18 protein-coding genes are annotated in these 21,889 nt (G+C 47.7%); 5 read left to right on the forward strand and 13 right to left on the reverse strand.

Features of this window, described 5'->3' with window-relative positions; translation table 11 throughout:
• The first annotated feature begins 230 nt into the window (after nt 1-230).
• On the forward strand, nt 231-998 hold the full coding sequence (locus CZ379_RS05425; RefSeq protein ID WP_110930732.1) for a TerC family protein: 768 nt from the start codon (nt 231-233) through the stop codon (nt 996-998).
• A gap of 110 nt (nt 999-1,108) precedes the next feature.
• Entirely contained in the window at nt 1,109-1,438 is a 330-nt protein-coding gene (csaA, locus tag CZ379_RS05430; RefSeq protein ID WP_110930733.1) for a chaperone CsaA, read from the forward strand.
• Nucleotides 1,439-1,507: 69 nt separating this feature from the next.
• Here the strand turns inward: csaA and CZ379_RS05435 are convergent, their stop codons facing one another.
• Nucleotides 1,508-1,936, reverse strand: a complete 429-nt coding sequence (locus CZ379_RS05435; protein WP_110930734.1) for a MarR family winged helix-turn-helix transcriptional regulator — start codon at nt 1,934-1,936, stop codon at nt 1,508-1,510.
• Between the two features lie 134 nt (nt 1,937-2,070).
• Between CZ379_RS05435 and CZ379_RS05440 the strand changes: the two genes are divergently transcribed.
• The 3 genes from CZ379_RS05440 to CZ379_RS05450 all read left to right on the forward strand — a co-directional run bounded on the left by CZ379_RS05440 (nt 2,071) and on the right by CZ379_RS05450 (nt 4,107).
• The gene (locus CZ379_RS05440) at nt 2,071-2,652 is read left to right on the forward strand and encodes an NAD(P)H-dependent oxidoreductase (RefSeq protein WP_110930735.1); all 582 of its coding nucleotides are present in this window, start codon (nt 2,071-2,073) and stop codon (nt 2,650-2,652) included.
• 171 nt (nt 2,653-2,823) lie between these two features.
• Nucleotides 2,824-2,991, forward strand: coding sequence for a hypothetical protein (locus tag CZ379_RS25950; RefSeq protein ID WP_199925478.1), 168 nt, complete (start codon nt 2,824-2,826; stop codon nt 2,989-2,991).
• 264 nt (nt 2,992-3,255) lie between these two features.
• Nucleotides 3,256-4,107: a polysaccharide deacetylase family protein gene (locus CZ379_RS05450; RefSeq protein WP_110930736.1), complete on the forward strand. Its 852-nt coding sequence runs from the start codon at nt 3,256-3,258 to the stop codon at nt 4,105-4,107.
• Nucleotides 4,108-4,777: 670 nt separating this feature from the next.
• Here the strand turns inward: CZ379_RS05450 and CZ379_RS05455 are convergent.
• The 12 genes from CZ379_RS05455 to CZ379_RS05510 all read right to left on the reverse strand — a co-directional run bounded on the left by CZ379_RS05455 (nt 4,778) and on the right by CZ379_RS05510 (nt 21,668).
• Nucleotides 4,778-6,721 (reverse strand): ABC transporter permease, encoded by a 1,944-nt coding sequence (locus CZ379_RS05455; protein ID WP_110930737.1) that lies wholly within the window; start codon nt 6,719-6,721, stop codon nt 4,778-4,780.
• Nucleotides 6,711-7,472 (reverse strand): ABC transporter ATP-binding protein, encoded by a 762-nt coding sequence (locus CZ379_RS05460; protein ID WP_110930738.1) that lies wholly within the window; start codon nt 7,470-7,472, stop codon nt 6,711-6,713. The genes CZ379_RS05455 and CZ379_RS05460 overlap by 11 nt, the downstream gene beginning before the upstream one ends.
• 113 nt (nt 7,473-7,585) lie before the next feature.
• Nucleotides 7,586-8,590 (reverse strand): sensor histidine kinase, encoded by a 1,005-nt coding sequence (locus CZ379_RS05465; RefSeq protein WP_110930739.1) that lies wholly within the window; start codon nt 8,588-8,590, stop codon nt 7,586-7,588.
• Nucleotides 8,583-9,317: a response regulator transcription factor gene (locus CZ379_RS05470; protein ID WP_110930740.1), complete on the reverse strand. Its 735-nt coding sequence runs from the start codon at nt 9,315-9,317 to the stop codon at nt 8,583-8,585. The genes CZ379_RS05465 and CZ379_RS05470 overlap by 8 nt, the downstream gene beginning before the upstream one ends.
• Nucleotides 9,318-9,617: 300 nt before the next feature.
• Nucleotides 9,618-10,691 (reverse strand): stalk domain-containing protein, encoded by a 1,074-nt coding sequence (locus CZ379_RS05475; protein WP_110930741.1) that lies wholly within the window; start codon nt 10,689-10,691, stop codon nt 9,618-9,620.
• Nucleotides 10,692-10,838: 147 nt separating this feature from the next.
• The gene (locus tag CZ379_RS05480) at nt 10,839-11,804 is read right to left on the reverse strand and encodes a glycosyl hydrolase (protein WP_110934244.1); all 966 of its coding nucleotides are present in this window, start codon (nt 11,802-11,804) and stop codon (nt 10,839-10,841) included.
• A 134-nt stretch (nt 11,805-11,938) separates the two neighbouring features.
• Complete coding sequence (locus CZ379_RS05485; protein WP_110930742.1) at nt 11,939-13,639, reverse strand: ABC transporter substrate-binding protein; 1,701 nt, start codon at nt 13,637-13,639, stop codon at nt 11,939-11,941.
• A 92-nt stretch (nt 13,640-13,731) separates the two neighbouring features.
• The gene (locus CZ379_RS05490; protein WP_110930743.1) at nt 13,732-14,667 is read right to left on the reverse strand and encodes a carbohydrate ABC transporter permease; all 936 of its coding nucleotides are present in this window, start codon (nt 14,665-14,667) and stop codon (nt 13,732-13,734) included.
• 36 nt (nt 14,668-14,703) lie between these two features.
• The gene (locus CZ379_RS05495; RefSeq protein ID WP_110930744.1) at nt 14,704-15,663 is read right to left on the reverse strand and encodes an ABC transporter permease; all 960 of its coding nucleotides are present in this window, start codon (nt 15,661-15,663) and stop codon (nt 14,704-14,706) included.
• 198 nt (nt 15,664-15,861) lie between these two features.
• Nucleotides 15,862-18,186 (reverse strand): glycosyl hydrolase, encoded by a 2,325-nt coding sequence (locus CZ379_RS05500; protein WP_110930745.1) that lies wholly within the window; start codon nt 18,184-18,186, stop codon nt 15,862-15,864.
• A 144-nt stretch (nt 18,187-18,330) separates the two neighbouring features.
• Complete coding sequence (locus CZ379_RS05505) at nt 18,331-19,881, reverse strand: response regulator transcription factor (protein WP_110930746.1); 1,551 nt, start codon at nt 19,879-19,881, stop codon at nt 18,331-18,333.
• Nucleotides 19,869-21,668: a sensor histidine kinase gene (locus tag CZ379_RS05510; protein ID WP_110930747.1), complete on the reverse strand. Its 1,800-nt coding sequence runs from the start codon at nt 21,666-21,668 to the stop codon at nt 19,869-19,871. Before CZ379_RS05510 ends, CZ379_RS05505 begins: the two co-directional genes overlap by 13 nt.
• Nucleotides 21,669-21,889: the final 221 nt, after the last annotated feature.

A 21,889-nucleotide genomic window follows, 5' to 3' on the forward strand; every position in this document is an offset into this window, starting at 1 on the left:
TCAATGTCTTCCGGCTTTGTTGGCAACGAATTCGTTGTTAGCAAGACCTTTGCCTGTGTTTGAAATGGGTAAAGGTCTCTTTTAATTAACCTTTGCCTCTCGGCAAAGGTTAATTCTTTTTAGATGGGTTAAAGGGGGATTCGTGACTGATTAAAGGTTTTTTGGATGGTTTTTAAGGCAAAGGGCTAACAATAGAAAGACGAAGAACGATTCGGAAGAGGAGATGGAGAATGGATTTTTCAATTTTGCTGGAATATGGTTGGGTTTTGTTATTGCTAATTGCTCTGGAGGGTCTGCTGGCTGCGGACAATGCGCTTGTGCTGGCGATCATGGTTAAGCATCTGCCCGAAGCGGAGAGAAAAAAAGCTTTATTTTACGGGCTTGCCGGCGCTTTCGTGTTCCGACTGCTCTCGTTGTTCATCATTTCATTTCTAGTTGATGTATGGCAGATTCAAGCGATTGGCGCATTGTACTTATTGTTTATTGCAATCAACCACATCGTCAGAAAAATATTTATTAAGAATACAGAGACCAAAGTGGAGAAAGAAAAGAAGAAATCTGGCTTCTGGACAACGGTTCTCAAGGTCGAATTGGCGGATATTGCATTTGCCGTTGACTCGATTTTAGCAGCTGTCGCGATGGCCATGACGCTTCCGGACACACCGCTTCCGGCGATTGGCGGCATGGACGGCGGCAAATTTATCGTCATATTTGCAGGGGGATTCATCGGACTGATCATTATGCGGTTTGCGGCCAATTTGTTCGTGAATTTACTGAATTCCAGACCTGGCTTAGAAATCGCGGCCTTCGCTATCGTCGGCTGGGTCGGAGTCAAACTCGCCGTTTTAACGCTGGGACATGAAGACGTAGGCATCATTCCGCATGAGTTCGCACACTCAACGCTTTGGAAGGTTATTTTCTATTTTGTTCTTATTGCGATTGGCGCCTCGGGCTGGATTCTCTCTAAAGAGAAGAGGCCGTCCTTAGTTGAGCAATAATCCGTTGCTTAGAGGATCGACTAGCAAGGGTTCTGGGAGCGCAGTGTCGAAGTAGAAAACTACACAGAAATTTGTGATTCCCATCTTTAAAATTGGAGTGAGTATTCAACGTGGCAACCATAGAGGATTTTTTAAAGTTAGATATTCGGATTGGTACTGTGATCAAAGCGGAGGCTTTCCCGGAAGCACGCATACCTGCGATAAAATTGGAAATTGATTTTGGCGAGATTGGAATCAAGCGTTCTTCCGCCCAAATCACAAAACGCTATGAACCAGAACAACTCATAGGCCGGCAAGTGGCTGCCGTAGTCAATTTTCCAGTAAGGCGGATCGCAGGCTTTGAATCGGAAGTGCTAGTTATTGGTGGCGTACCCGAGGAGGGGGATGTTGTGCTATTACAACCAGATCAATCTGTTAAAAATGGCACACCCATTGCTTAACGATATTGGGTCATGGGCTGTGTAAATAGCAAGTCATAGTTTGGGGTGCTTCGGCACCCCTTTTTGTCCTCAATAAAAAATCTTGCGCTGCAGCAGATCAAGCGCTCTCTCGATCTCCTGCAATTCCTCCTCAGAGAAGTGAGCAACTCGCTCGGCAAAGCGAGACTCCACTTGCCCGAAAGCCTCGCTCATCATCTTCTCCCCTTGCTTGGACAACCGAATATATTGCTTGCGACGATCCTCTTCATCCGGCAACTTGTCGCATAATTGCTTCTCGCTGAGTTTCCGCAGCTCTCGGCTCGTATTCGGCATGGAGATATGCATGCAATTGCTGATTTCACTCAGTGTGACCGGTTGGTTAAAGGTAATGTACTCCAGCATTTTATACTGAAGGGGCGTAATGTCCTCGGATTTAACATCTCTGGTCATATGATCGGATATTTCATGAACGGCCGCAATAAAAACTACGAACTTCTGGAACAATGCATGCTTGTCCATAGGAATCACCTCTACAGACACGATAACAAAGTGATTATCATAAAACAATTATCAAGTAATAATTATCAATTGACAATTAAATGAATTATATGCTACCTTTTCATTATCAAATGATAAGTGAAGGGGATTTGGCGATGAAGTTATTAATCATATATACGCATCCGAATCATCAGAGCTTGAATTATACTTTTTTGCAGGAGGTCGTTCGGGGCAGCCAGGAGAATCAGGCCGTTGCGGAGGTTAAGGTGCTTGATTTATACGAAGAAGACTTCAATCCGGTCTTGGTGTTCAATGAGCAGAAGCGGAGGAGAGATATGCATGTTGACCCGGCGCTTGCTGTTTACAGGGAACAGCTTATGTGGGCGGACAAGATGGTGTTCATTTATCCGATCTGGTGGGGGCGGCCTCCAGCCATGCTGCTCGGATACATTGACCAGATGTTCGCTTCGGGGTTTGCATATCGAGATCAGGGTGGAATCTTTCCAGAGGGATTGCTGAAAGGGAAGTCCGTCGTGTGCATTTCGACGATGAAGGGCCCGATGAACTATCCGCTGTTCTGGCTCAACAACGCCCACAAAACGCTTATGCGCAAAGCGCTGTTTAACTATGTTGGCATTAAGAAGGTGAAATTCTTCGAGTTTGGCAGTATGGAGAGCCCGAAGGGGAAGCAGAAGGAGAAGCTGGAGAGGGTGTATCGGTATTTTAGGGGGGAATGATTGCGTAAAGTTAATGAAATGCCCGTCTAACCTCTTTGTTCACACGTCTCAATATATTAATTTGATCATCAGTTAAACCCTCAGTAATAGCCATAAATTCGTCTATGGCTTCCTGCTGCGATCGCAGCAGATCAACACACCCGTTTACTTTCCGAGCTGGCGGCCTACTACTTGTCTACGGAACGGATTGAGACTGGAATAGGATATATTATCGCCTGTCTGGAAGCTTGCGCTGCATTCTACAGTGAAGCCGTATTCCTCCGGTGCGTAGGGTTGTTTGAGAAGCACCGGGCATGGGCAACGCCGGAGAGGAAGAAGCAGTACACATCTAATAAGTGAGATGCAGAGGGGCTTTGCTGCTGATTATGTGTAGTTTTGTGTTGACCATTGCATTTCCCGTGGGGGCGATTAGTCAGGTAGATGTCATGTATCATGAACCTGGAATTAAACCGTTGATCCATGGCTTGGGCGGATGATTTTATCGTTCATCATTAAAGAGTAATCCCGTGGCAAATCGGCGACATAATTCTAATTACATAATTTCATCCCAAATAACGAAGCCTATGGCATAGCACAAATTTTGAAAGCAGGGGGAATTTTGCTATGAGGTTCCGTTGGATCGTGATTTGCCTTGTTGTCCTATCTTTATGTGCCGGCTGTGCACAGAATACCAAGCAGAAGGCGCAGCAGGTTAAGCCAAATGCGAAACCCGAACAAGCCAAAATATTACAGAACGAGTCTACTACCCCTAACTTGGCAGACGGGCCGGAAAAAGTAGTGCGAAAGCCGCACCCGTTATCCTTAGCGGACTTGCGAAAGAAATACCGCAGCACTTTCATATTGAACGGCCCTTCCTCTAAAAGGGAGGTGGCCCTGACCTTTGACGATGCACCGGATGATCAATTTACACCGTTGGTGCTGGATATTTTGAAAAGGGAGGGCGTGCAAGCTACATTTTTTGTGGTGGGGAATCGGATAGAAGCTCATCCGGAAATCGTAAAGCGCATAGTTCGGGAAGGACATCTCCTTGGTAATCATTCCTATAACCATGCCAATCTGCCTAAGCTTTCGGATGCAGATTTCCGCGAGCAAGTTATTAGGACGGATAGACTCATTAGCGAGTATACGGGCTATACCCCCAATATTATTCGACCGCCTTATGGGAACATCAGCGAAGGCCAGATCCAGTGGTTAGCAAGTCAAGGCAAGAAGATTATCAATTGGAACGTTGACTCCCTCGATTGGAAGGGCCTGACTCCGCAGGAGGTGGAGACGAATGTGCTTGCGCATGTGAAGCCTGGATCAATTATTCTACACCACTCCGGCGGCGGCAAAGGCGAGGATTTGTCCTGTACGGTCAATGCCCTGCCTAAGATCATCAAGCAGCTTAGGGACGATGGGGTTAAGCTGGTAAACGTTGCAGAGCTGCTGGATCTGAACATTCCGACTAAGTAAAGAAATATGTGAGGTATACTGAGGATAAATCAGTATACCTTTTGTTTTTGTGCGGATATTCTTCTAATGTGAAATCATACTAATCAATAACTTAATTTGGAGGAAACGGAGAAATGACAGTACGCACGGTTGCCGCCACTCCCAAGGAGGATTTGGAGGATTGTGTTAAGTAAGGAGGACGTTCCAGAGAGCAGCAGCAGCCCAGCTTCTGATAGCCAGAAGCATGGAGACGACGACGTTCGCTATAAACGGGGCGGAAGAACAATTGGTTTCTAGGAGTAAGAATTCTATGAGACGGGACAGATTCAGATCCAGCAGACGCAAAGTGTGAAGCCGGAATAGAAAAAGAACCGGGCAGCCATTTATGGCTGCTCCGTTCTTTAGGTTTTGCGTGTACAAACTTGATGGCCGGACTGTTGCTTCATCGCCGTCAATGCCATTTGAGGTGAATAAAGTGGAATTCATGATTCTATTTTAGCTCTATGGTGGAAGTTAGCCGAAATAGCTGGATATGGTGTATCTAATGCGTCGCTTTAGGCTTACTTTCCTCTTGAGCCCTGCGTTTTATAGCAGTTCCCATCACTATCAGCACCGTACAATCTCCATCTTCTGCGAGTGCATTCCTGCTTACAATTTTGAACCCTGCGCATCATCCCCATTGCATTGACCTCTACAAGGCCTCCCGAATTACACGCTTATAATACAGCACGGATAGAAACGCAAAGATCGAGTAGAGACCCGTATAGAGCAGCATAACCAGGATCATCGGCGTCCATAGCTCGGTACCGAACAGGAACCAGCCAGACTTCACGGCAAAGTAGCTGTGTGACAAACCCGCAATGAGCGGAATGCCGAAGTTGAACAGCTGCTTCGCTTGAATTCCCCTTAACAAGTCTCCTTGGGTAAAGCCGAGCTTGCGCAGTATCGTATAGTTTGGCTTCTCTTCCTCGCTTTCATCCATCTGCTTGAAGTACAGAATACAGCCGGAGGTCATCAGGAAGGTGAGTCCGAGGAAGCCGACCACGAACATGATTAGTCCCATCGTTTGCTGATGGCTGTGTATGGTCGCCAGCTGTGAGTCATTGGTGCGACTGTTGCCTAAACCGAGTTCGTCAAAAACAGTGTTAGCCTCTTTGAGTTTATCTGCATCGGTAATATCGATCCCGATATATGTGGGGAAGTTCCCTTGAATTTCCGGGTCGATATCCTGTCTCAAACGTTCGAACACCGCCTGGTCTACAATAGCAATTGGAAGGCCGCGGGTGAAATAACTTGATACAAGAAACTCATCCCCCAAACCCTGAATTTGCTGTGGAATGCTCTCATGTTGACCAACCAGTTGGATCTCTCCGCTATCTTGAATCGTGAAAAAGTTACGCATCAGATCGTTATACCCCGTCAGGCGAGTCTCCTCCTCCGATAAATCAAGCTGATTGACCGCTGTTTCGCTAATGACATTCAGAATAATGGTATTGGCTCCGGAGTCGTTATTGCTAAGGTGAATATCCATCACCTGGGCGAAATCCCCTTTAACACGAAGTACGTCAATGGATGTCTCTTGAAACGGAATACCATCAGAGGTCAAAGCCTCTTTGAACTTATCGGCATCAGCTTGAACGATAAATGCGAAGTCATTAGGCACATTGTCCTTCCCCGACTGCTCGGCAGAATAATAGGAAATATAGCTGAGCGACAACAGGCCAATGGCCAATGCCGATACCGTCGTAATGATAGTCAGCATCAGAGCGTTGGACTTCATGCGGAACATGATGGAGGAGAGGGACAGAACCTCATTAATGTTCAAATAGCCTCCTTTTTGCCGGCGAACCAGATAGAAGATGAACCGCACCGACCCCTTGTAGAACAGATACGTTCCCACGATCACCGAGCCCAGTATGGCGACCATTGCCAGGAATAAATGGCCCATTTCAATGAAATCCCCGCTGAACAGCTTCGTGGAAATGTAATAGCCGAGTGCGATCAAGGCCAATCCGAAGATGCCAAGAATCATTTCCCATGGCGACACCTTCTTTACCTTCTCTTCCGTGGACGACCGTACTCTGAAGAGAGAGAGGATGCTCTGCCGCTTCATGAAGGTATAATTCATCAGCATTATCAGCAGATAAATGGCCAGAAATACGATGACTGTCTGAATAACGGCTTGAACAGAGAATCTTAGTGCTGCCCCAGACTCCACCGCAGTAAATTTAAATAGAATCATAATAATCAGCTTGGAAAAAGAGAACCCGACGAACATCCCGATCAACAGCGAGCCGAAATAGAGGATAAAGTTCTCCGCCGTCAGAATACGGAATATCCGATTCTTGGTCAGCCCGATCAGTTGGAACAGCCCGATCTCTTTGCTGCGCCGTTTGATGAATAAATTGTTGGCATACAACAGGAAGATAGACACAATGGCAATCAACAGAATCGATCCGGCGCCGATCGCCGCTCCGCCCTTGATGCTCCCTTTGATCTCATCCATAGCGGGATCATACTGCAGCGTGACGAACGCGAAATAGAGCGCAACGCTGAAAATGAGGGCGAAGACGTACAGGTAGTAATTTTTAGCGTTCTTCTTGAGGTTGCGGAGAATGATGTAATTAATGCTCAACCTGCACCCCTCCTAGTACTCCTTGCGTTTTCATAATGTCCTTGAAGAAAGTCTGCCGCGTCTCTTCTCCTTTATTGAGCTGCGTGTAAACCTGCCCATCCTTGATAAATATAACCCGGCTGCAATAGCTCGCAGCGACCGGATCATGCGTCACCATCACGATCGTGGCTTGCCGCTTCTTGTTCATTTCGCTTAGCTTGTTGAGCAGATCCGAGGCCGATTTGGAATCCAGCGCCCCCGTAGGCTCATCCGCAAAAATAATGCTTGGCTCGTGGATAAACGCCCGAGCGGCCGAGGTGCGCTGCTTCTGCCCTCCGGAAATTTCATTCGGATACTTATCCTTGATCTCATGAATTCCCAGCTCGGTCGCGACCGCTTGAAACCTTTGGTTAGCCTCTTTCTTGGACACATTGGAAACCGACAGCGGAAGCAGGATGTTCTCCTTCACTGTGAGCGTGTCGAGCAAATTATACTCCTGAAAAATAAACCCCAAATGCCGCTTGCGGAACTCTGCCAGCTCCCTCTCTTTCATACCCGTCATTTCATGGCCTTCGATCAGCACGATGCCGTCACTGGCCTGATCGATGGAAGAGAGGACATTCAACAAGGTCGTCTTTCCGGAACCTGAGGCTCCCATGATTCCGATGAACTCCCCTTGGTCGATGCTTAGATCGATCCCTTTTAACACTTCTTGTTTATTGAATCTATTGCCGTAGCTTTTATGAATTTTAGTGGCTTCCAGAATCGCCATTTCTCCACACTCCTTTATTCAGTAGCTCCAGTATAAAAGGGATCGCCGTTCTCGTTCCTTCGTTTCGCCGAACAATTGAACAAGGCATGTGACAATGTTGTCACATGCCTGCGCTATTCGCCTTGAACCCGGACGAATGCATTCCGCTGCGGGAAGATGAGGCTTGCCGTCGTGCCGGCTCCCGCTACGGAGGTGATATTTATGCGGATATGAAGCGGCTGGGCGGCTTTGTGGGCTAAGTACAGGCCCATGCCGGTTGCTTTTTCTTCATGATGCTTGGTCGTCGAGGTGAAGCCTTTATCGAAAATGCGGGGAAGATCCCGTGAATCGATCCCCCGGCCTTGATCCTGTATGTCCAGAACGATGTGGCCTCCGTGGGTATAGCTCTTCACGCTAATGTCTCCCGCCTCGCTGTATTTCACGGCATTGGTCAGCAGCTGACGGACAATGAAGGCAAGCCACTTGCCATCGCTCAGCACCTCGGTCGCCTGTAAATCCACCTCAAAGCCAAGTCCTTTCTGCATGCACCATGACCGCAGAGTACGTATTTCTGCGAAGAGTATAGCCTTCACGTCAAGCCATTCGACATACAAATCATTTTCCATGGAGGGGATTCGCTTCTGGTGCAGCTGTTGATCAAGCAGGAGGTGGATGCGCAGCCATTCGTAGGTCAACTGCGTCTTCAGGGTCTCGTCCTCCAGACGTTCCAGCATGAGATGCATCGCGGTAAGCGGCGTCTTCACTTCATGGATCCAGGACAGGAGATAATCTTTCTCCTCCTCCAGAGTGGCGCGGTTATACACGGCTTCTTCCTTGAGCCGTTTCGTCTGTTCAAGGAGAAGGGTTCGGGTCATTCTCTCGAAGGGTCGGTGCCCTTCCACTAAGTCCGTTACGTCAAGATCCGGTTCCCAATCCTCCAGATTTTTATAGAACCGGGTCTCCTGCTGGTAGCGGACGAGGAGAAAGATGATGAAGATCATCGCGGATAGAAACACGATGTAGAGCAGGGAGCGGAGTGGAATCTCCGGGTCGAGATAGGCGATGGACAAGGTGAGCAGCTGCAGGGTAATGACGAGCAGAATCCAGCTGCGGCGCTCGATCAGGTATTTTCTAATCATGGGCTTCACCTTCCTGGGTGGCCATGTAGTCTTGCCCGCCCTTGGTCTCTTCCTGGATAGCGATGTAGCCTTGCCCAACCTTCGTCTCAATCATGCGGCCCAAGCCAAGCTCGTCCAGCTTCTTGCGCAGCCGATTTACGTTGACCGTCAACGTATTGTCGCTAATGAAACGCTCGTCATCCCAGAGGCTCTTAATCAGCTCTTCCCGGGCAACGATTTTGTTCTTCTGCTCAATGAGCAGCTTTAGTATGTAAATTTCATTCTTGGTGAGCTCGATCATGCCTTCCGTGTTCCTAACCGTATTCTTCTCATAATCGATCGTGGCCCCGCACCAGGTGCGGAGCGAGACCGCTTCCGTATTATAATCATAGACACGTCGCAGGGTGGCCTGAATCTTCGCCACAAGCACATCGAAATGGAAGGGCTTCTGAATGAAATCGTCGGCTCCCAGCTGCATGGACATAACCATATCCGTAGGATGGTCGCGCGACGACAGGAAAATAATCGGCACGTGGGAATGGGCGCGAATCATCCGGCACCAATGAAATCCGTCGAACTTCGGCAGCTGGATATCAACAACGACGAGATCCGGCTTCACCGCTGCGAACTCCTGCATGACGCTGCTGAAATCCTCAATGCCATATACTTCATAGCTCCATTGCTGCAGCCGTTCCCGAATTTCGCTAAATAGGCTGGCGTCATCTTCGATCAGCATAATTTTGAACATGGCGTCACCACCATAAATAGTTTATAAACCATCTTTACATTATACACACTATAATATCAAACATTTAATCCATGGATAGGGGCTTATAAATTCCTCAGATCTGTCAGCAAATCAATAATAAAGGAGCAGTTCACATTGAACGGCTCCTTTATCCTATGCAATAGTCTATTCATATCCCTAGGGGCATCCGCAAAGGTAGATTAAATAACCTTTATGCCTTCCGCAGTTTCCCGTAACTTCTCGCACTCTTTTGTTGCAATTATCCGTAACTGCAGCTGTACATAATTTCCATACATCTGCTCAAAAGACCCTGCGGGCCGTTACAAACCTTTCCTTCCAATAGCCGTCAAATTCCCCGATGTGAACGCCCAGCTTCTTCGAGTAGGTGTGCAGAATTTGATTGTTACCCGCATAAATCCCGACATGGCCAATATCCAAGCCTCGTGCGCCGAAGAAGAGCAGATCCCCGGTGCGCAGTTCATCTATAACGACCTCTTGGCCTTCTTTGGCTTGATTGTAGGAGACTCGTGGGAGCTCAATGCCCAGCGTTTCCTGGAAGATACGCTTCACAAAGGAAGAGCAGTCGAACGTATTCGTCTGGTCGGGCGAAGCCCCGAACTCATACGGCGTGCCTAAGTATTGCTGTCCATATGTAATTAACGCCTGTCTTTGTCGTTCAATGAGGGCAGGACTCGTATAATCGGTAAATTTCGGCTTGGCTGAGATATATCCACGCTTATGATCCCGGGTACGTACCTCCAGCCAAAAGGCATCGACTTCACGAATGACATGAACTTTCTCTCCTGCAGGGATCAGCTCACCCGTAGCTGAACCTTCCTCGGTATCCGGCTGGCTGCGAAGATTAACGCCCCAAAGGATGCTAGTCTCATAGTTTATCGGAGACGAGATATGAACCGTTCGCGTGTCAGCCGACCATTTGACGGTGCTGCCCAAGGTTTCGCTGACGAACCGCAGCGGCACCAAGGTGTACCCGTTCTCAATTCGGCCGGGAACGGTCAGGCTAACCGACTGGCCGTTGAGATCAGCGGCGGCATCACCTATGCGATAAGTAAGCTTCAGGTCGTCTTTGGTTGCGGTAAGTGTCTTGGTCGTGCCGTCCCAAACCAGCTCGGCGCCTTGTTCCTCGAACAGTCCCCGGATCGGGACGAGTACCGTGCCGTTCACGATCAGCGGTTCCGTCTCGGCTTCTAGCTGCCGGTCGTCCAGGTAAATGGCAATGGGCTTGGAATGCGACTGAATTAAAGATTGCGAATGAGCATCTGCGCTGCCCGTTTCTGTCTGCCCATGGACAGGAGCGGCATACAGCAGTGATGCTGCGAGAACAAACAGCAGTAAGCTTTGGTTACTTTTCATATGTCATCACCCTGTTGATTGGTATGTTCATATAGTTGGACGAGGGCAAGCTGGATTAGTTGTGATCCAAATATTTCCTGACACTGATTATTGAAAGAATAAAACCAGCCCCGGATGAATGGTTTGGGCTGGTTTTTAGTTTATAAATTAATATAGTTTCGGCAGCCTATCCAAGGTGATGGCATAGTCGCTGTGGTAGGCGCTGCGCAGTATCTCTTTCCTGGTAAATTTGTCGGTTTTGCCAAAATCGTTGGACCAAATCATAAACCAGAGCCACGGAATTCGTGATTCGGAAATACTCTGGACGCACGGTAGAGGGCCGATCTCCCCAAGAGCGGCAAGCTTCGGGGTAGGAGTGATGCGAATCAGCTCCTCATATTCCTGCCGCAAATCCGTATGCTGGTGGGCTGGCGGATATAAATCTCTTGAAATGATGTCAACAACATCATCTCCGACATAGCCTTCGACCAGTGGGGAGTTCCATACCCAAATTAAGTTCGTCAAATCGTGATGCTTGGTATATCTATCGTACATGATTCGGTATAATTGCTTCGCAACTTCAGGCCCCTTGCTGCCCCACCAGAACCAGGCTCCTTCCGCTTCATGAAAAGGGCGCCATAATATCGGGATCCGCTTGTCGCGGAATTCCCGCAAAATTTCCGCCATATCATCCATATCGGACAGCAAGGCCTTGTGTTCTGCGGTACCTTCCACAGTCGCTTTCGCTGCGTCAAAATCGGTATGCTCGGTATAAAAGCTCTTATCTCGACCGCCGAGCGGAGAGAACCAGTGCCATGTAAAGGTGATCAAGCCGTTCTCTTTCTCCGCCCATTCCCAAGCCTTTTGCAGCGTATCTTTGTTTTCTTCGACTTCCTGCAAGCATTCCTCGCCGCTGTCATTATAATTAATGTTCGGGGAATAGGCGAGCAGTTCAAAACCGCAGAGCGCAGGCCGTTTACCTGTTACCTCATGAATGTAATGCAGCTCATCCTGCGCGATCGTCTGCGTGTGCTGTCCCGTAATAATGCCTTTTCCTCTAATTTCGCTGAGATAGTTTAGAACCGACCTTACTTCATCGGAAGCTCTGGGGTTGCATGGTGTTATATTCATCATTGTATCCTTACCTTTCCACTCCGCGGTCATTCAGCGGCTATCATTATCTATTTCGGTTGCGAAGTTAGTCAAGCGTATACAAAATTAGCCGGAAATATTCCAGCTAATTCTGTAATAAATCGCTGCTTTGGTTACTACTCACCGCTCCAAAGCTTAACGCGATCCTTGACGAATTGGCCGTAAGCCTCTTCCATCTCTTTCACGCCTGCTTTTTCCAAATCCGCCATATAATCATCCCAGATTTTATCGAATTGATCCGGATTGGCCATAATCGCCTCTGGAACCCGTTTCCAAGTAATATCTTTCATTTTTTGCATAAGGATTGTAGCTTTGCTGTCGCTAGGCAGAACGATATTGTAAGCTGCGCCAGCTTTTCTTTCAGGGAATTCCTCTTCTTTCGGGAACAGATCCCTCCAGGTTTCAACGTTATAAGCTTCCAAAACCTCTTTCTCAGGCTGACTGAAGGTAGCTATCAGCATTTCCCGGTTGTTCTTGGTGAAGTAGTTTCCAGTTGAATCCTGGATTCCATCCCCGTAATGAACCGTAAGGTTCCAGTACAATCCAAGCCCCGACTCCTTCAGATAGGCATTTCCTTCTTTGTCCATTTTGTCTTGAGTTTCTTTTGGCACAATTCTCTTGCCATCCTGAACAATGTAGTCTATACCTTCAACGCCCCAGTTGATCAAGATCTGACCTTCTTCTGAAGCCAAATAGTCTAGGAACTTAATAGCGGCTACCGGGTCTTTGCAGTCTTCCGAGATGGCTATGCCATAGCCTCCATCAAAGCCCGCCGGCCAGAAGCTGGTATCCTTGTACTCCTTGGACATTGTAACCGGGTAATGACCGTAGGTCTGATCGAATTTGCCCTCCGCTTTTAGAGCGTTTTGCGCCTCCCCATAGTCCCAAGCAGGGTCGATCAGGCCGAGTACCCGCCCGGATGCAACCTTGGCTTTGAATTGATCTGTTTTCTGTACAAAGCTTTCCTTGTCCAGCAGCCCGATAGAGTTCATATGGTTCAGCCAGCGGAAATACTCTCGTTCCTCGGGACGACGGAAATGATATGTTACATCAAATGTTTCTTGGTCGACATAATACTCGCCGTCATCTGGCGCGCCTGTCGTAAAGAAGCCCATATTCGTTACCTGATACATATGCCAGTCGTCAGCATTGAGCGTAAGTCCGATGTTCGGATTGCCGTTCTCATCCGTAGGGTGTTTGTCCAGGTATTCCTTGATAACCTTCTCAAAATCCTTAACGGTGCGGATCTCAGGATATCCGGCTTCTTTTACAACACGGTGCTGCAGTTGGAAGCCATAATCGGGTTTGAGCTTGCGCTCGTCAATGGCAGACCAAGTTGGGATCGTATAGATCGCTTGATCTTCCAGACTGTATTTGGCGCGTACAATTTGATCACCCAGCATTTTCTTAATGTTCGGAGCATGCTCCTCAATCAAGTCTGTCAGGTCGAGAATCGCACCCACATCAACCAGCTTGCCGATGTCCGCTTTGGCCGCGATCAGATCAGGAACTTCACCCGTTGCTGCCATAATCGCTACCTTCTGTGTAGGATCGCCTACCGCAAACTCGGCATCCAATACGACGCCTGTTTTTTCAGTAATGATCTTGCCTATTCGATCCTGCATGTTATTCCAATTGGCGCTAGGATCTTGTGTGAAATAGGTTAATGTAATAGGAGATGCGCTGTTGTCGGCTGCATTTGAGCCATTAGATGAATTCTTTCCGTCCGTAGAGCTGCCGCTACAGCCGATAAGCTGGCTTAACAGAAGAACTGACGCTATGACCGAAATCGTAGTTTTCTTGAATTTCGTCTTCATAATATGAAACACCCCTTTATTTGATGAAAAGTACGGATTTATCAATCTGATGCATGAGAGAATGGCGCGCTTTGCCGATTCCCGTTTGCGTATCAGCTTTTTACAGCACCAAGCGTCATCCCTTTGACAAAGTATTTCTGCAGGAAGGGGTAGACGACCAGAATCGGAACTGTAGCAACGATGGTAATCGCCATTTTGACGGAATCCGGCGACACTTGCGCCATCAGCTCTGTCATATTGCCTCCACGCATGTTATTGGCATTGGTCGTTGTGCTTTGCAGCACTTTCATTAACTCATACTGGAGTGTCGTCAAAGCGTCATTGGAACCGTTAAAAAGATAGGTATCAAACCACGAATTCCATTGTCCAACGGCCAGGAACAGCGCAACTGTAGCAAGCGCAGGCTTGCATAGCGGTAGAATGATGCGCCAGTAAATTGTAAAGTCGTTTGCCCCGTCAATCTTGGCTGATTCTTGAAGGGCGAAAGGGAGGCCATCGATAAAAGAACGAATGACGAAGATGTTAAAGGCACTCACAAGTCCGGGTAAAATATAGACCGCAAAAGTGTTAATCAATTCCAGGTTCTTGATGAGGATAAATCCAGGAATCAAGCCGCCGGATACATACATGGTGATAGCCAGGAACGTCGAGACGAATTTTCTTCCCTGAAAATCTGTCCGAGCCAATGTGTAAGCGACCATAGAGCCACTGACAAGACCCGCCACTGTACCTGCGAGTGTACGGTACACCGAAATTTTGAAGCCAGTGAGCAAGCTACTGTAGCTGAAGATTTGCTTATAATTCTCCAAAGTGAATTTTCTTGGGTAGATCGTCACGCCGCCTCGAACCGTATCGACAGAATCATTGAAAGAAATGGCTAGTACGTTTAGGAATGGATATAGCGTAATAATAGTAATGATTCCAATGAGCAGATATACGACTATATCAAAAATCCAGTCCTGGGCAGATCGGGAGGCTGCTCTCGACCGTTTTGTCCTAAGGGTGGATACCGAATCGGCTGTGCTCATGTCTGAAGCCCCTCCTTTACTAGGATGCTTTTAAGTTTACATGATACTTTCATTAGCAAATTTCTTGAACATTCCGTTCGCCACAAACAGTAGGATCAAACTGATCAATGAATTGAAAATATTAATTGCCGTACCGAAGGAATATCTGCCCATAGATAAGCCGTAATTCAATGCATACAGATCCAACACCTCGGAGTAGTCCTTGACCATATGGTTGCCGAGCAGGAACTGTTTCTCAAATCCGATTCCAACGAGATGGCCGATCGACATAATCAACAGCACGATAATCGTCGAGCGAATGCCCGGGAGTGTGATATGCCATATTTGTTTCAAACGGCTGGCACCGTCAACCCTTGCAGCTTCATAAAGCTCAGGCCCGATCCCTGAAATGGCTGCCAGATAAATAATGGCGTTCCAACCTGTCTCCTTCCAGACATCCGCTGCTGTCACAATCCCCCAGAACAGGCGCCCCTGGGACATAAACTGAATCGGTTCATCAATGAGGTTCAGACTCATTAGCACAGCGTTTACAGCTCCGCCATCTGTTGACAGCATCTTGGTGACAATCCCTGCTGCAACTACCCAAGATACAAAGTGCGGCAGATAGGACACCGTCTGTACGAAGCGCTTCATGGCTTGAACCCGCACCTCGTTCAGCAATAGTGCAAACAGTACCGGAAATACAAAGCCTGCTACAAGACCCATAATACTCATAGCCATGGTATTTCTAAGCACCAAATAGAATTGATCATCACGGAACAGCATTTGGAAATGCTCTAGTCCAACCCATTTCTGTTCAAAAAAGCCCTTGCCTGGCTTGTAGTTTTGAAAAGCCATCGTCCAGCCCCACAGCGGCAAATACTGGAACACGAAAACCCAGATCACAAAAGGAATGGACATTAGGTAAAGATACTTCTGATTTTTAAACACCTTCCACTTTTGCGGCTTATTATTCAGCCCGCTGCTCGTTTGCTTCTCAAGTGTTATCGCTTTCATCTCTCTGTCTCCCCCCTCTCTTTCCTTAAGCATAAAGCATAGGGAAGTTAGGAGACATATCGCAGATTTCGTATAATTTCATTCTATAATCTACAATAATTTCAGAAACAATCATTTGTTTTCAGGATGTGTGATTAAAATCTGCTGACAGCCGATCCGAATCTGAGCTCTGATTATATACTCTGGTCTTTAGGTGAATCAGAAATTCGCAAGGTTTAAATAAACCAGCAGACGCTTGATCATAACGACAGCCTGCGCACGATCCACGTTCTCCTCCGGTGCAAACAATTCTGTCGATACTCCTTGTATAAGCCCTAAGGCTAATACTTCATTTACACTGGCTGCTGCCCATGCACTGACAGATGAAAGATCGGTGAATCCTGCCAGCGAATTGCCTGTCAAAGCTGGGTTCTGACCTGTAAAGGCCATCGTACGAGCGATCAACACCGCCATCTGCTCGCGTGTAACCTGAGCATTCGGCTGGAAAGTACCATCAGCAAAGCCGACCATGATCTTCGCCTCGCTTATAGCTTCAATAGCACCTGCGTACCAGCTCGTCCTCTCTACATCTGAGAACTTGCCTGTTGCTGGTTGTAAATCAAGTCCAATCGCTCTGGCTATAAGCACAGAAATTTCGGCCCGGGTAATGGGACGGTTTGGCGCAAATTGTCCGTAACCAATCCCGAAAACCACCTTTTGGTTCAACATCAGTTCAATATCGTTCTTAGCCCAATGGCTCTCGATATCAGTGAAGCTATTCTTTGGCTCCATGCCGGTAACATCATCGTTCTCCAAATGGCTTTTCTGCTCATCAGCTTCGGCCATCCCTGTCGATTCGCCATTCTCCGCCACAAACTTAAGATTGGAATACAAATCTGCCGGAAGCTCATCGAGCGTGATAACATATTCGTGATGATATACCTTATTCAAATGCTCCATCGTATTTGTTTTGCCATCTCTGATATAATGGCCGGTCCAGGTGCTGAAGAAGCTCCAGTCCGCACCGTATGCCTGAAGAATATCCGGATCAGGAATAGGGCCATTCTCCGCTAGCGCAGCCATTTTCTTATCGTTCACCAAGGATACAAGCGTCTCATATTTTGCGATGCTCGGATTGTAGTCGCCCTCAGGGTTGTAGATATCCACGCTTACTATGTCCACGATATCATCACCCGGATACCAGTCCTTCTTCTCGGAGTTCCATACCCAAATCAGATTGTTCAGCTTGTGATAATGGGTTAACCGATCATACAGCAGTCTATATAGCTGCTTCGTCGGCTCAGCCCCCTTTGCTCCCCACCAAAACCAAGTGCCCTCTGCCTCATGCAGCGGCCTCCATAATACAGGTACGTTCGCATCCTGCAGGCGCTTCAACTGAACAGCGATAGCATCAATATCCCGGAGCAGAAGCTGATAGTCCTCAGAATCCGGATGATTAAGAGCATATTCGACATCAAAGGTTGTAAATTCGGTGTAGAAGCCTCGCCACCACTCGTTACCAGGCTCATTTCCGCCGATTCCCTTCGGGGCATTCCAGTGCCAGCATAAAGATACAATACCGCCGCGTTTGTACCATTCGATCATCTTCTCGATCTCAGTTGAGGAGGCTCCATGATCGACGCGGGACGGAGAGTAATCCATCAAGTCTGTAGAAAAGATCGCTGGATATTTACCCGTCTGCTGCTTGATCCACTCCACATCTTCAAGCGTCTGCTGTCCAGAGATAATTTTCTGTCCATACTGACTAAGCAAGTAGCTCATCAGCGCTCTGGCTTCAGGTGTCGCTTCGGGATTGTTCAATGTGCCTGCCTTGTGCCCTTCGACAGGGTATTCTCGCCCGGAGTTCCCTATTGAGACGTCGCCTGACATGATGCCATCCTCTGCTTCACGCTTGTTACCGGATGCAGCTGCGTTAGCTGGTTCAAGCTTGATATGCTCTATGCCGTAGTAGCCCCAGCCACGCACAATTTTGATTGTATTGCTACCAGCATTCAGCAGCACTTTACTGACCATTTTTTCAGCCCGGACAGTCCCTGTTGCTGGCGCATCTAGTGCCAATTCCCCAGTGCCTGCACCATTGATCTCGATACTGGTTACTTTGTCCCCATAGCCTTCAGGAATGTAGTAGCCCAGACTGAGCTTAAACAATCCTGCTTCTGCAACGTCTACTGTAAATGTTGCGCTGCCGATGGGTTCTGTGGCGTTTGCAACTTCATCAAAAAAGTAAGAAATATAGCCTTCACCGTCATACAAAGTATCATCGTCTTCATTTACAGAGCCGCGCTTCTCAACTCCATAACCTTCTAACATAGCATCCGTATAAGTAACCGTTATGTTGTTAGTTGGATCGACAAACGGCCCATCCCCAATATGCATGCCAGCATCTAGTACGGCTGAAGAAGCCTCAGCCATTGAAGCTGTTGAACCAAGCATTCCCATCAAAATAACAATGCATAGCACAAACACAGAAAATTTCCTCTTCGCCTGTGCAGCCCTTGCCATAGAAATTGACATCGCTTTCATTTTTTTCTGCGTTCCCCCTCTCGTGCTACCACTATAAAGCATGTGGAGGGCATGGAGACATATCACTAATTTCGTATAATTTCATGCGATAATCCGCAGAGATTTCAGAAACAATCATAGATTTTCATTATGAATATTTATCTTTCAACTTTTTTTCTGATACGAGGAAGGCGACTGCCCCTCTAATTTCTTAAATTTATTGTGAAAGTAATTTACGTTCGAGTAGCCTACTTTTTCAGCCACCTCATACACCTTCAATCCCTGTGTTAGCAATTCCTTCGCTTTATCAATTCGGACTCTGTCGAGATAGGCGTTGAAATATTCCCCCGTGTGGCTTTTGAAAAGCTGACCGAGATAGGAGCTGCTGTAATTGAACAACCCAGCCAGCATTTCCAATCGCAGATTCTCATAGTAATGCCGTTCTATGAAGTCCAGCAAGCGCCTCATTTCGTTGTCCCGGCTAGTATAATCTGCGCAGCGGGCCAGCCTTTCCATAACAGCGGTTACATAGCCGACAAGATCCCGGATAAAGCGCTGACTGTAAATACCCGCTAGGAATTGGGCTGGTTCCCCCGGATAGATAGATTCCGACCAGAGGCGAGGGGAGACTTTTCGCAGCGTTTCATTCGCGAGGTAGAAGAATCGTTCACGAATCTCCGTTTCTCCTTTTCCTATAATCGCCATTTGCGCAGCAACTTCGTCCAAAAGGGAATGGATGCCTTCCGCATGTCCGACATCAACCAAATAATAGAGTCGAAAGGAGACCTCCTCCCCGTCCAGCAAGGAAGTATCCTTAGAACTGGAGGGCGCTTGGCGATAGCTTTCTGGAGTCTCCAATGTTAGCACCCTGCCTTTGTCATAGAAAAAGCTGCGTTCGAGCAGCGAACGGGCAGTACGGAAGGAATTTGTGATCTGATCCAGCGCCAGAACTGTTTCACCCGCTGCCACATCCATGTGGGTGCGAATCTCTCCGGATAGCATCTGTAGTTCTCTGTATAAATCGGCCCTGCCAAAATCGCCGACCAGTGTATTAGCGAGAAGCAGAACCGTATAAGGAGCAAAGTAGAGAACAAGGCTTTGGCCATCCGCTGCATACGCTGTAACTAAGCGCTCCCGGAAGCTGCGGATGCGCTCGTCCTCCTCCGGATGCAGACCCGGAAAAGAGATTAGCACAATCTGATATTTTGGCCAATCCATCCCTAATGATTTAGCCAGATTGTCTATGGAAACGTTTGCTAAATCGTGTGAACCGGACAACAGAGAATACACCGCCCATTCCGGCGATTTTGCATCCTGATGAACCTGCTTCTCCAGCCGATCCGCGGAAATCTGCTGGTGAAGCTTCTGAAGCAGGGCGGACAGCTCTTCTTTGTTGACAGGCTTAAGCAGATAACCTTCAACACCATATTGAAGCGCTTGGCGGGCGTACTCGAAATCAGCGTATCCGCTCAGCACGATCGCATGTGTGTCCCAGCCACGACGGCGGATTTCCTGAAGAAGCTGCAGCCCATCCATACCAGGCATACGGATATCGACCAGTATCACATCGGGAATCTGCTCTTCATCCACACGAAGTGCCTCATTTCCATTGGCCGCCGTTCCCATGATCTCGTACCCTAGTTCCTGCCAGGGTATCAAGGTTTGCAGTCCAAGACGCAGCTTTGGCTCATCATCAACAATCATCACTGTATACATTCGATCTCGTTCCCCCTCGGTATGCAAAATGTAATTTTTGTTCCTTCGCCCTCTTTGCTTTCAATCGAAAGCCCCGAGTTATTCCCAAAGGTAAGCAGCAGGCGATCATGCACGTTGCGGAGCCCAATCCGCCCCCCGGCTTCCTCCTCTTCCTTCAACTGTCTTTGCAATTCCTCCATCTTCGATGTAGAGATTCCTGCCCCATTGTCCTGAATTTCCACGTATACCTCTCCTTCCTCACCGAGTTCTGTTCGAATAGTAATCTGTGTTGATCCTTCCTCCTTGTGATCCAGCCCGTGAATAATCGAGTTCTCTACCAACGGCTGGATAATCAGTGGCGGAAGTTCAATATCTTCAGTGCCTTGCGCGACCTCCAATTTATACATAAGCCTGTCCTCATAGCGAAACTTTTGCAGCTCCAAATAGCAGCGTACCATATTCAATTCCTCGGAAAGTCGAATTTTGCCGTTGCCAACCTCAAGGCTGCTGCGGATCAAGCTGCTAAGCTGCCAGACAGCCTCCGCCAAATCCTCTTCTCCCCGGAGATGCGCCTCCATGCGAATTGACTCCAGCGTATTGAATAAGAAATGGGGGTTGATCTGACTCGCTAGCATTTTAAATTTGATCTCATTTTGCTTTTGCTCCAGCAGCCGTTTTTGCTGATTGCTTTCTTCGACTTCCAGCATCAGCTGACTAATCCGTTGAACCAGAGCGTTAAATTGTCTAGAGAGCTGTCCGATTTCATCCTTGCCGTCCAGATCCAGATAAGTATCCCAATGGCCGGAGCCGGTGCCTACTCTGGACATATGCTTGCTTAACCGCAGCAGCCTGCTAGTGATGAGAGATGCAGAGGACTGGACAAGCAGCACGGCGATGATCAGACAGCATATAATGACTAGCGCAGCCAGCCGGATAACCCCGTTTGCGTCCCGGACGATGTCCGACACTGTAAACACGGAAATGACGCGCAGCCCATTCCAGCTAGTCTCCGGAATTAGTGTAGAGATAACGACTTTGGATCGTTCTCCGTCCATATCGGCATCGAAGCTGCCATTACTTTGCGTCAAGATGTTCTCCCCGGTATGCACCTCTGCAAGGTTTTTTCCATATAAATCCGGACGGTTGGCTGCCACAATGTTGTTACGATCATCCACGATCATGGTAGAGAACGATTCTTGCTGAAGAATGGAATTGAGCAAGGCTGTATTGACGTTGATGACAAGTACACTATCCTGACCAGGCTCGTCCAAGTTGATTTTTCGCACCAAGCTTAGGTATTTCGTCTGATCTCGCTCATCCTTGATATATCCCCAGCCGGCAAGACCTTTTTTGCTCAGGGCTGTCTTATACCACTCAGCCTGCTCGGTCTGATCGTCGGGCTGCATGAATTCCCAGTTATTGAGCATGGTCGGGTTGGGCGTATAAAGCCGGATGCCCTTAACCTCTTTATATAACCGAATGTAATCCCGAATATCGGAATATTGCCGGTAGGTTTGGATGACCTCGAAATAGCTGTCATAGTTGCGGCTGGCTACGGATTTCATCCGGCTATCGTTGGACAACTGATAGGAAATGTCCAGCGGCACCTTGATGACTTCCTCAGTCCGCTTCCGGACTCGCTCTACATTATCCGTAGCCTGTTTAAAGGCATCCGCAATCATAATTTCCCGGAGCTTACCAGTCAGAAATATCCCGCTGATTAGGAGTGGGACAACGGCCACGGTGATAAAGGTCAAAGACAGCTTTCTCCTAAGCTTTATGTCATTTAGAAATCTGGTAAAATTCATATATTCAGCCCCCCTCTGGTTTTCAGAAGCCCCATAAAAACGACCCCTTTAATGAAAAGGGGCACGGAACGGCTATTAAATAATATTGAGTTTGTTATATTTTTATATAACATGTTATGAACTTTGTTATATTAATACAAAAAATGATATCCTGCTAGAATTTATTCGTCAATGCAATAACATAATTCTATAATTTTCAGTCTCAAAGTAACATGATTAAA

This window comes from Paenibacillus bouchesdurhonensis, from assembly GCF_900155685.1.
GTDB classification, from domain to species: domain Bacteria; phylum Bacillota; class Bacilli; order Paenibacillales; family Paenibacillaceae; genus Fontibacillus; species Fontibacillus bouchesdurhonensis.

What these genes read in the sequence shown, in the direction of transcription:
- CZ379_RS05425 (WP_110930732.1), top strand. Translation starts at nt 231, where the DNA reads ATGGATTTTTCAATTTTGCTGGAATATGGTTGGGTTTTGTTATTGCTA.
- CZ379_RS05435 (WP_110930734.1), bottom strand. Translation starts at nt 1,936, where the DNA reads ATGGACAAGCATGCATTGTTCCAGAAGTTCGTAGTTTTTATTGCGGCC.
- CZ379_RS05440 (WP_110930735.1), top strand. Translation starts at nt 2,071, where the DNA reads ATGAAGTTATTAATCATATATACGCATCCGAATCATCAGAGCTTGAAT.
- CZ379_RS05450 (WP_110930736.1), top strand. Translation starts at nt 3,256, where the DNA reads ATGAGGTTCCGTTGGATCGTGATTTGCCTTGTTGTCCTATCTTTATGT.
- CZ379_RS05460 (WP_110930738.1), bottom strand. Translation starts at nt 7,472, where the DNA reads ATGGCGATTCTGGAAGCCACTAAAATTCATAAAAGCTACGGCAATAGA.
- CZ379_RS05465 (WP_110930739.1), bottom strand. Translation starts at nt 8,590, where the DNA reads ATGATTAGAAAATACCTGATCGAGCGCCGCAGCTGGATTCTGCTCGTC.
- CZ379_RS05470 (WP_110930740.1), bottom strand. Translation starts at nt 9,317, where the DNA reads ATGTTCAAAATTATGCTGATCGAAGATGACGCCAGCCTATTTAGCGAA.
- CZ379_RS05475 (WP_110930741.1), bottom strand. Translation starts at nt 10,691, where the DNA reads ATGAAAAGTAACCAAAGCTTACTGCTGTTTGTTCTCGCAGCATCACTG.
- CZ379_RS05480 (WP_110934244.1), bottom strand. Translation starts at nt 11,804, where the DNA reads ATGATGAATATAACACCATGCAACCCCAGAGCTTCCGATGAAGTAAGG.
- CZ379_RS05485 (WP_110930742.1), bottom strand. Translation starts at nt 13,639, where the DNA reads ATGAAGACGAAATTCAAGAAAACTACGATTTCGGTCATAGCGTCAGTT.
- CZ379_RS05490 (WP_110930743.1), bottom strand. Translation starts at nt 14,667, where the DNA reads ATGAGCACAGCCGATTCGGTATCCACCCTTAGGACAAAACGGTCGAGA.
- CZ379_RS05495 (WP_110930744.1), bottom strand. Translation starts at nt 15,663, where the DNA reads ATGAAAGCGATAACACTTGAGAAGCAAACGAGCAGCGGGCTGAATAAT.
- CZ379_RS05500 (WP_110930745.1), bottom strand. Translation starts at nt 18,186, where the DNA reads ATGAAAGCGATGTCAATTTCTATGGCAAGGGCTGCACAGGCGAAGAGG.
- CZ379_RS05505 (WP_110930746.1), bottom strand. Translation starts at nt 19,881, where the DNA reads ATGTATACAGTGATGATTGTTGATGATGAGCCAAAGCTGCGTCTTGGA.
- CZ379_RS05510 (WP_110930747.1), bottom strand. Translation starts at nt 21,668, where the DNA reads ATGAATTTTACCAGATTTCTAAATGACATAAAGCTTAGGAGAAAGCTG.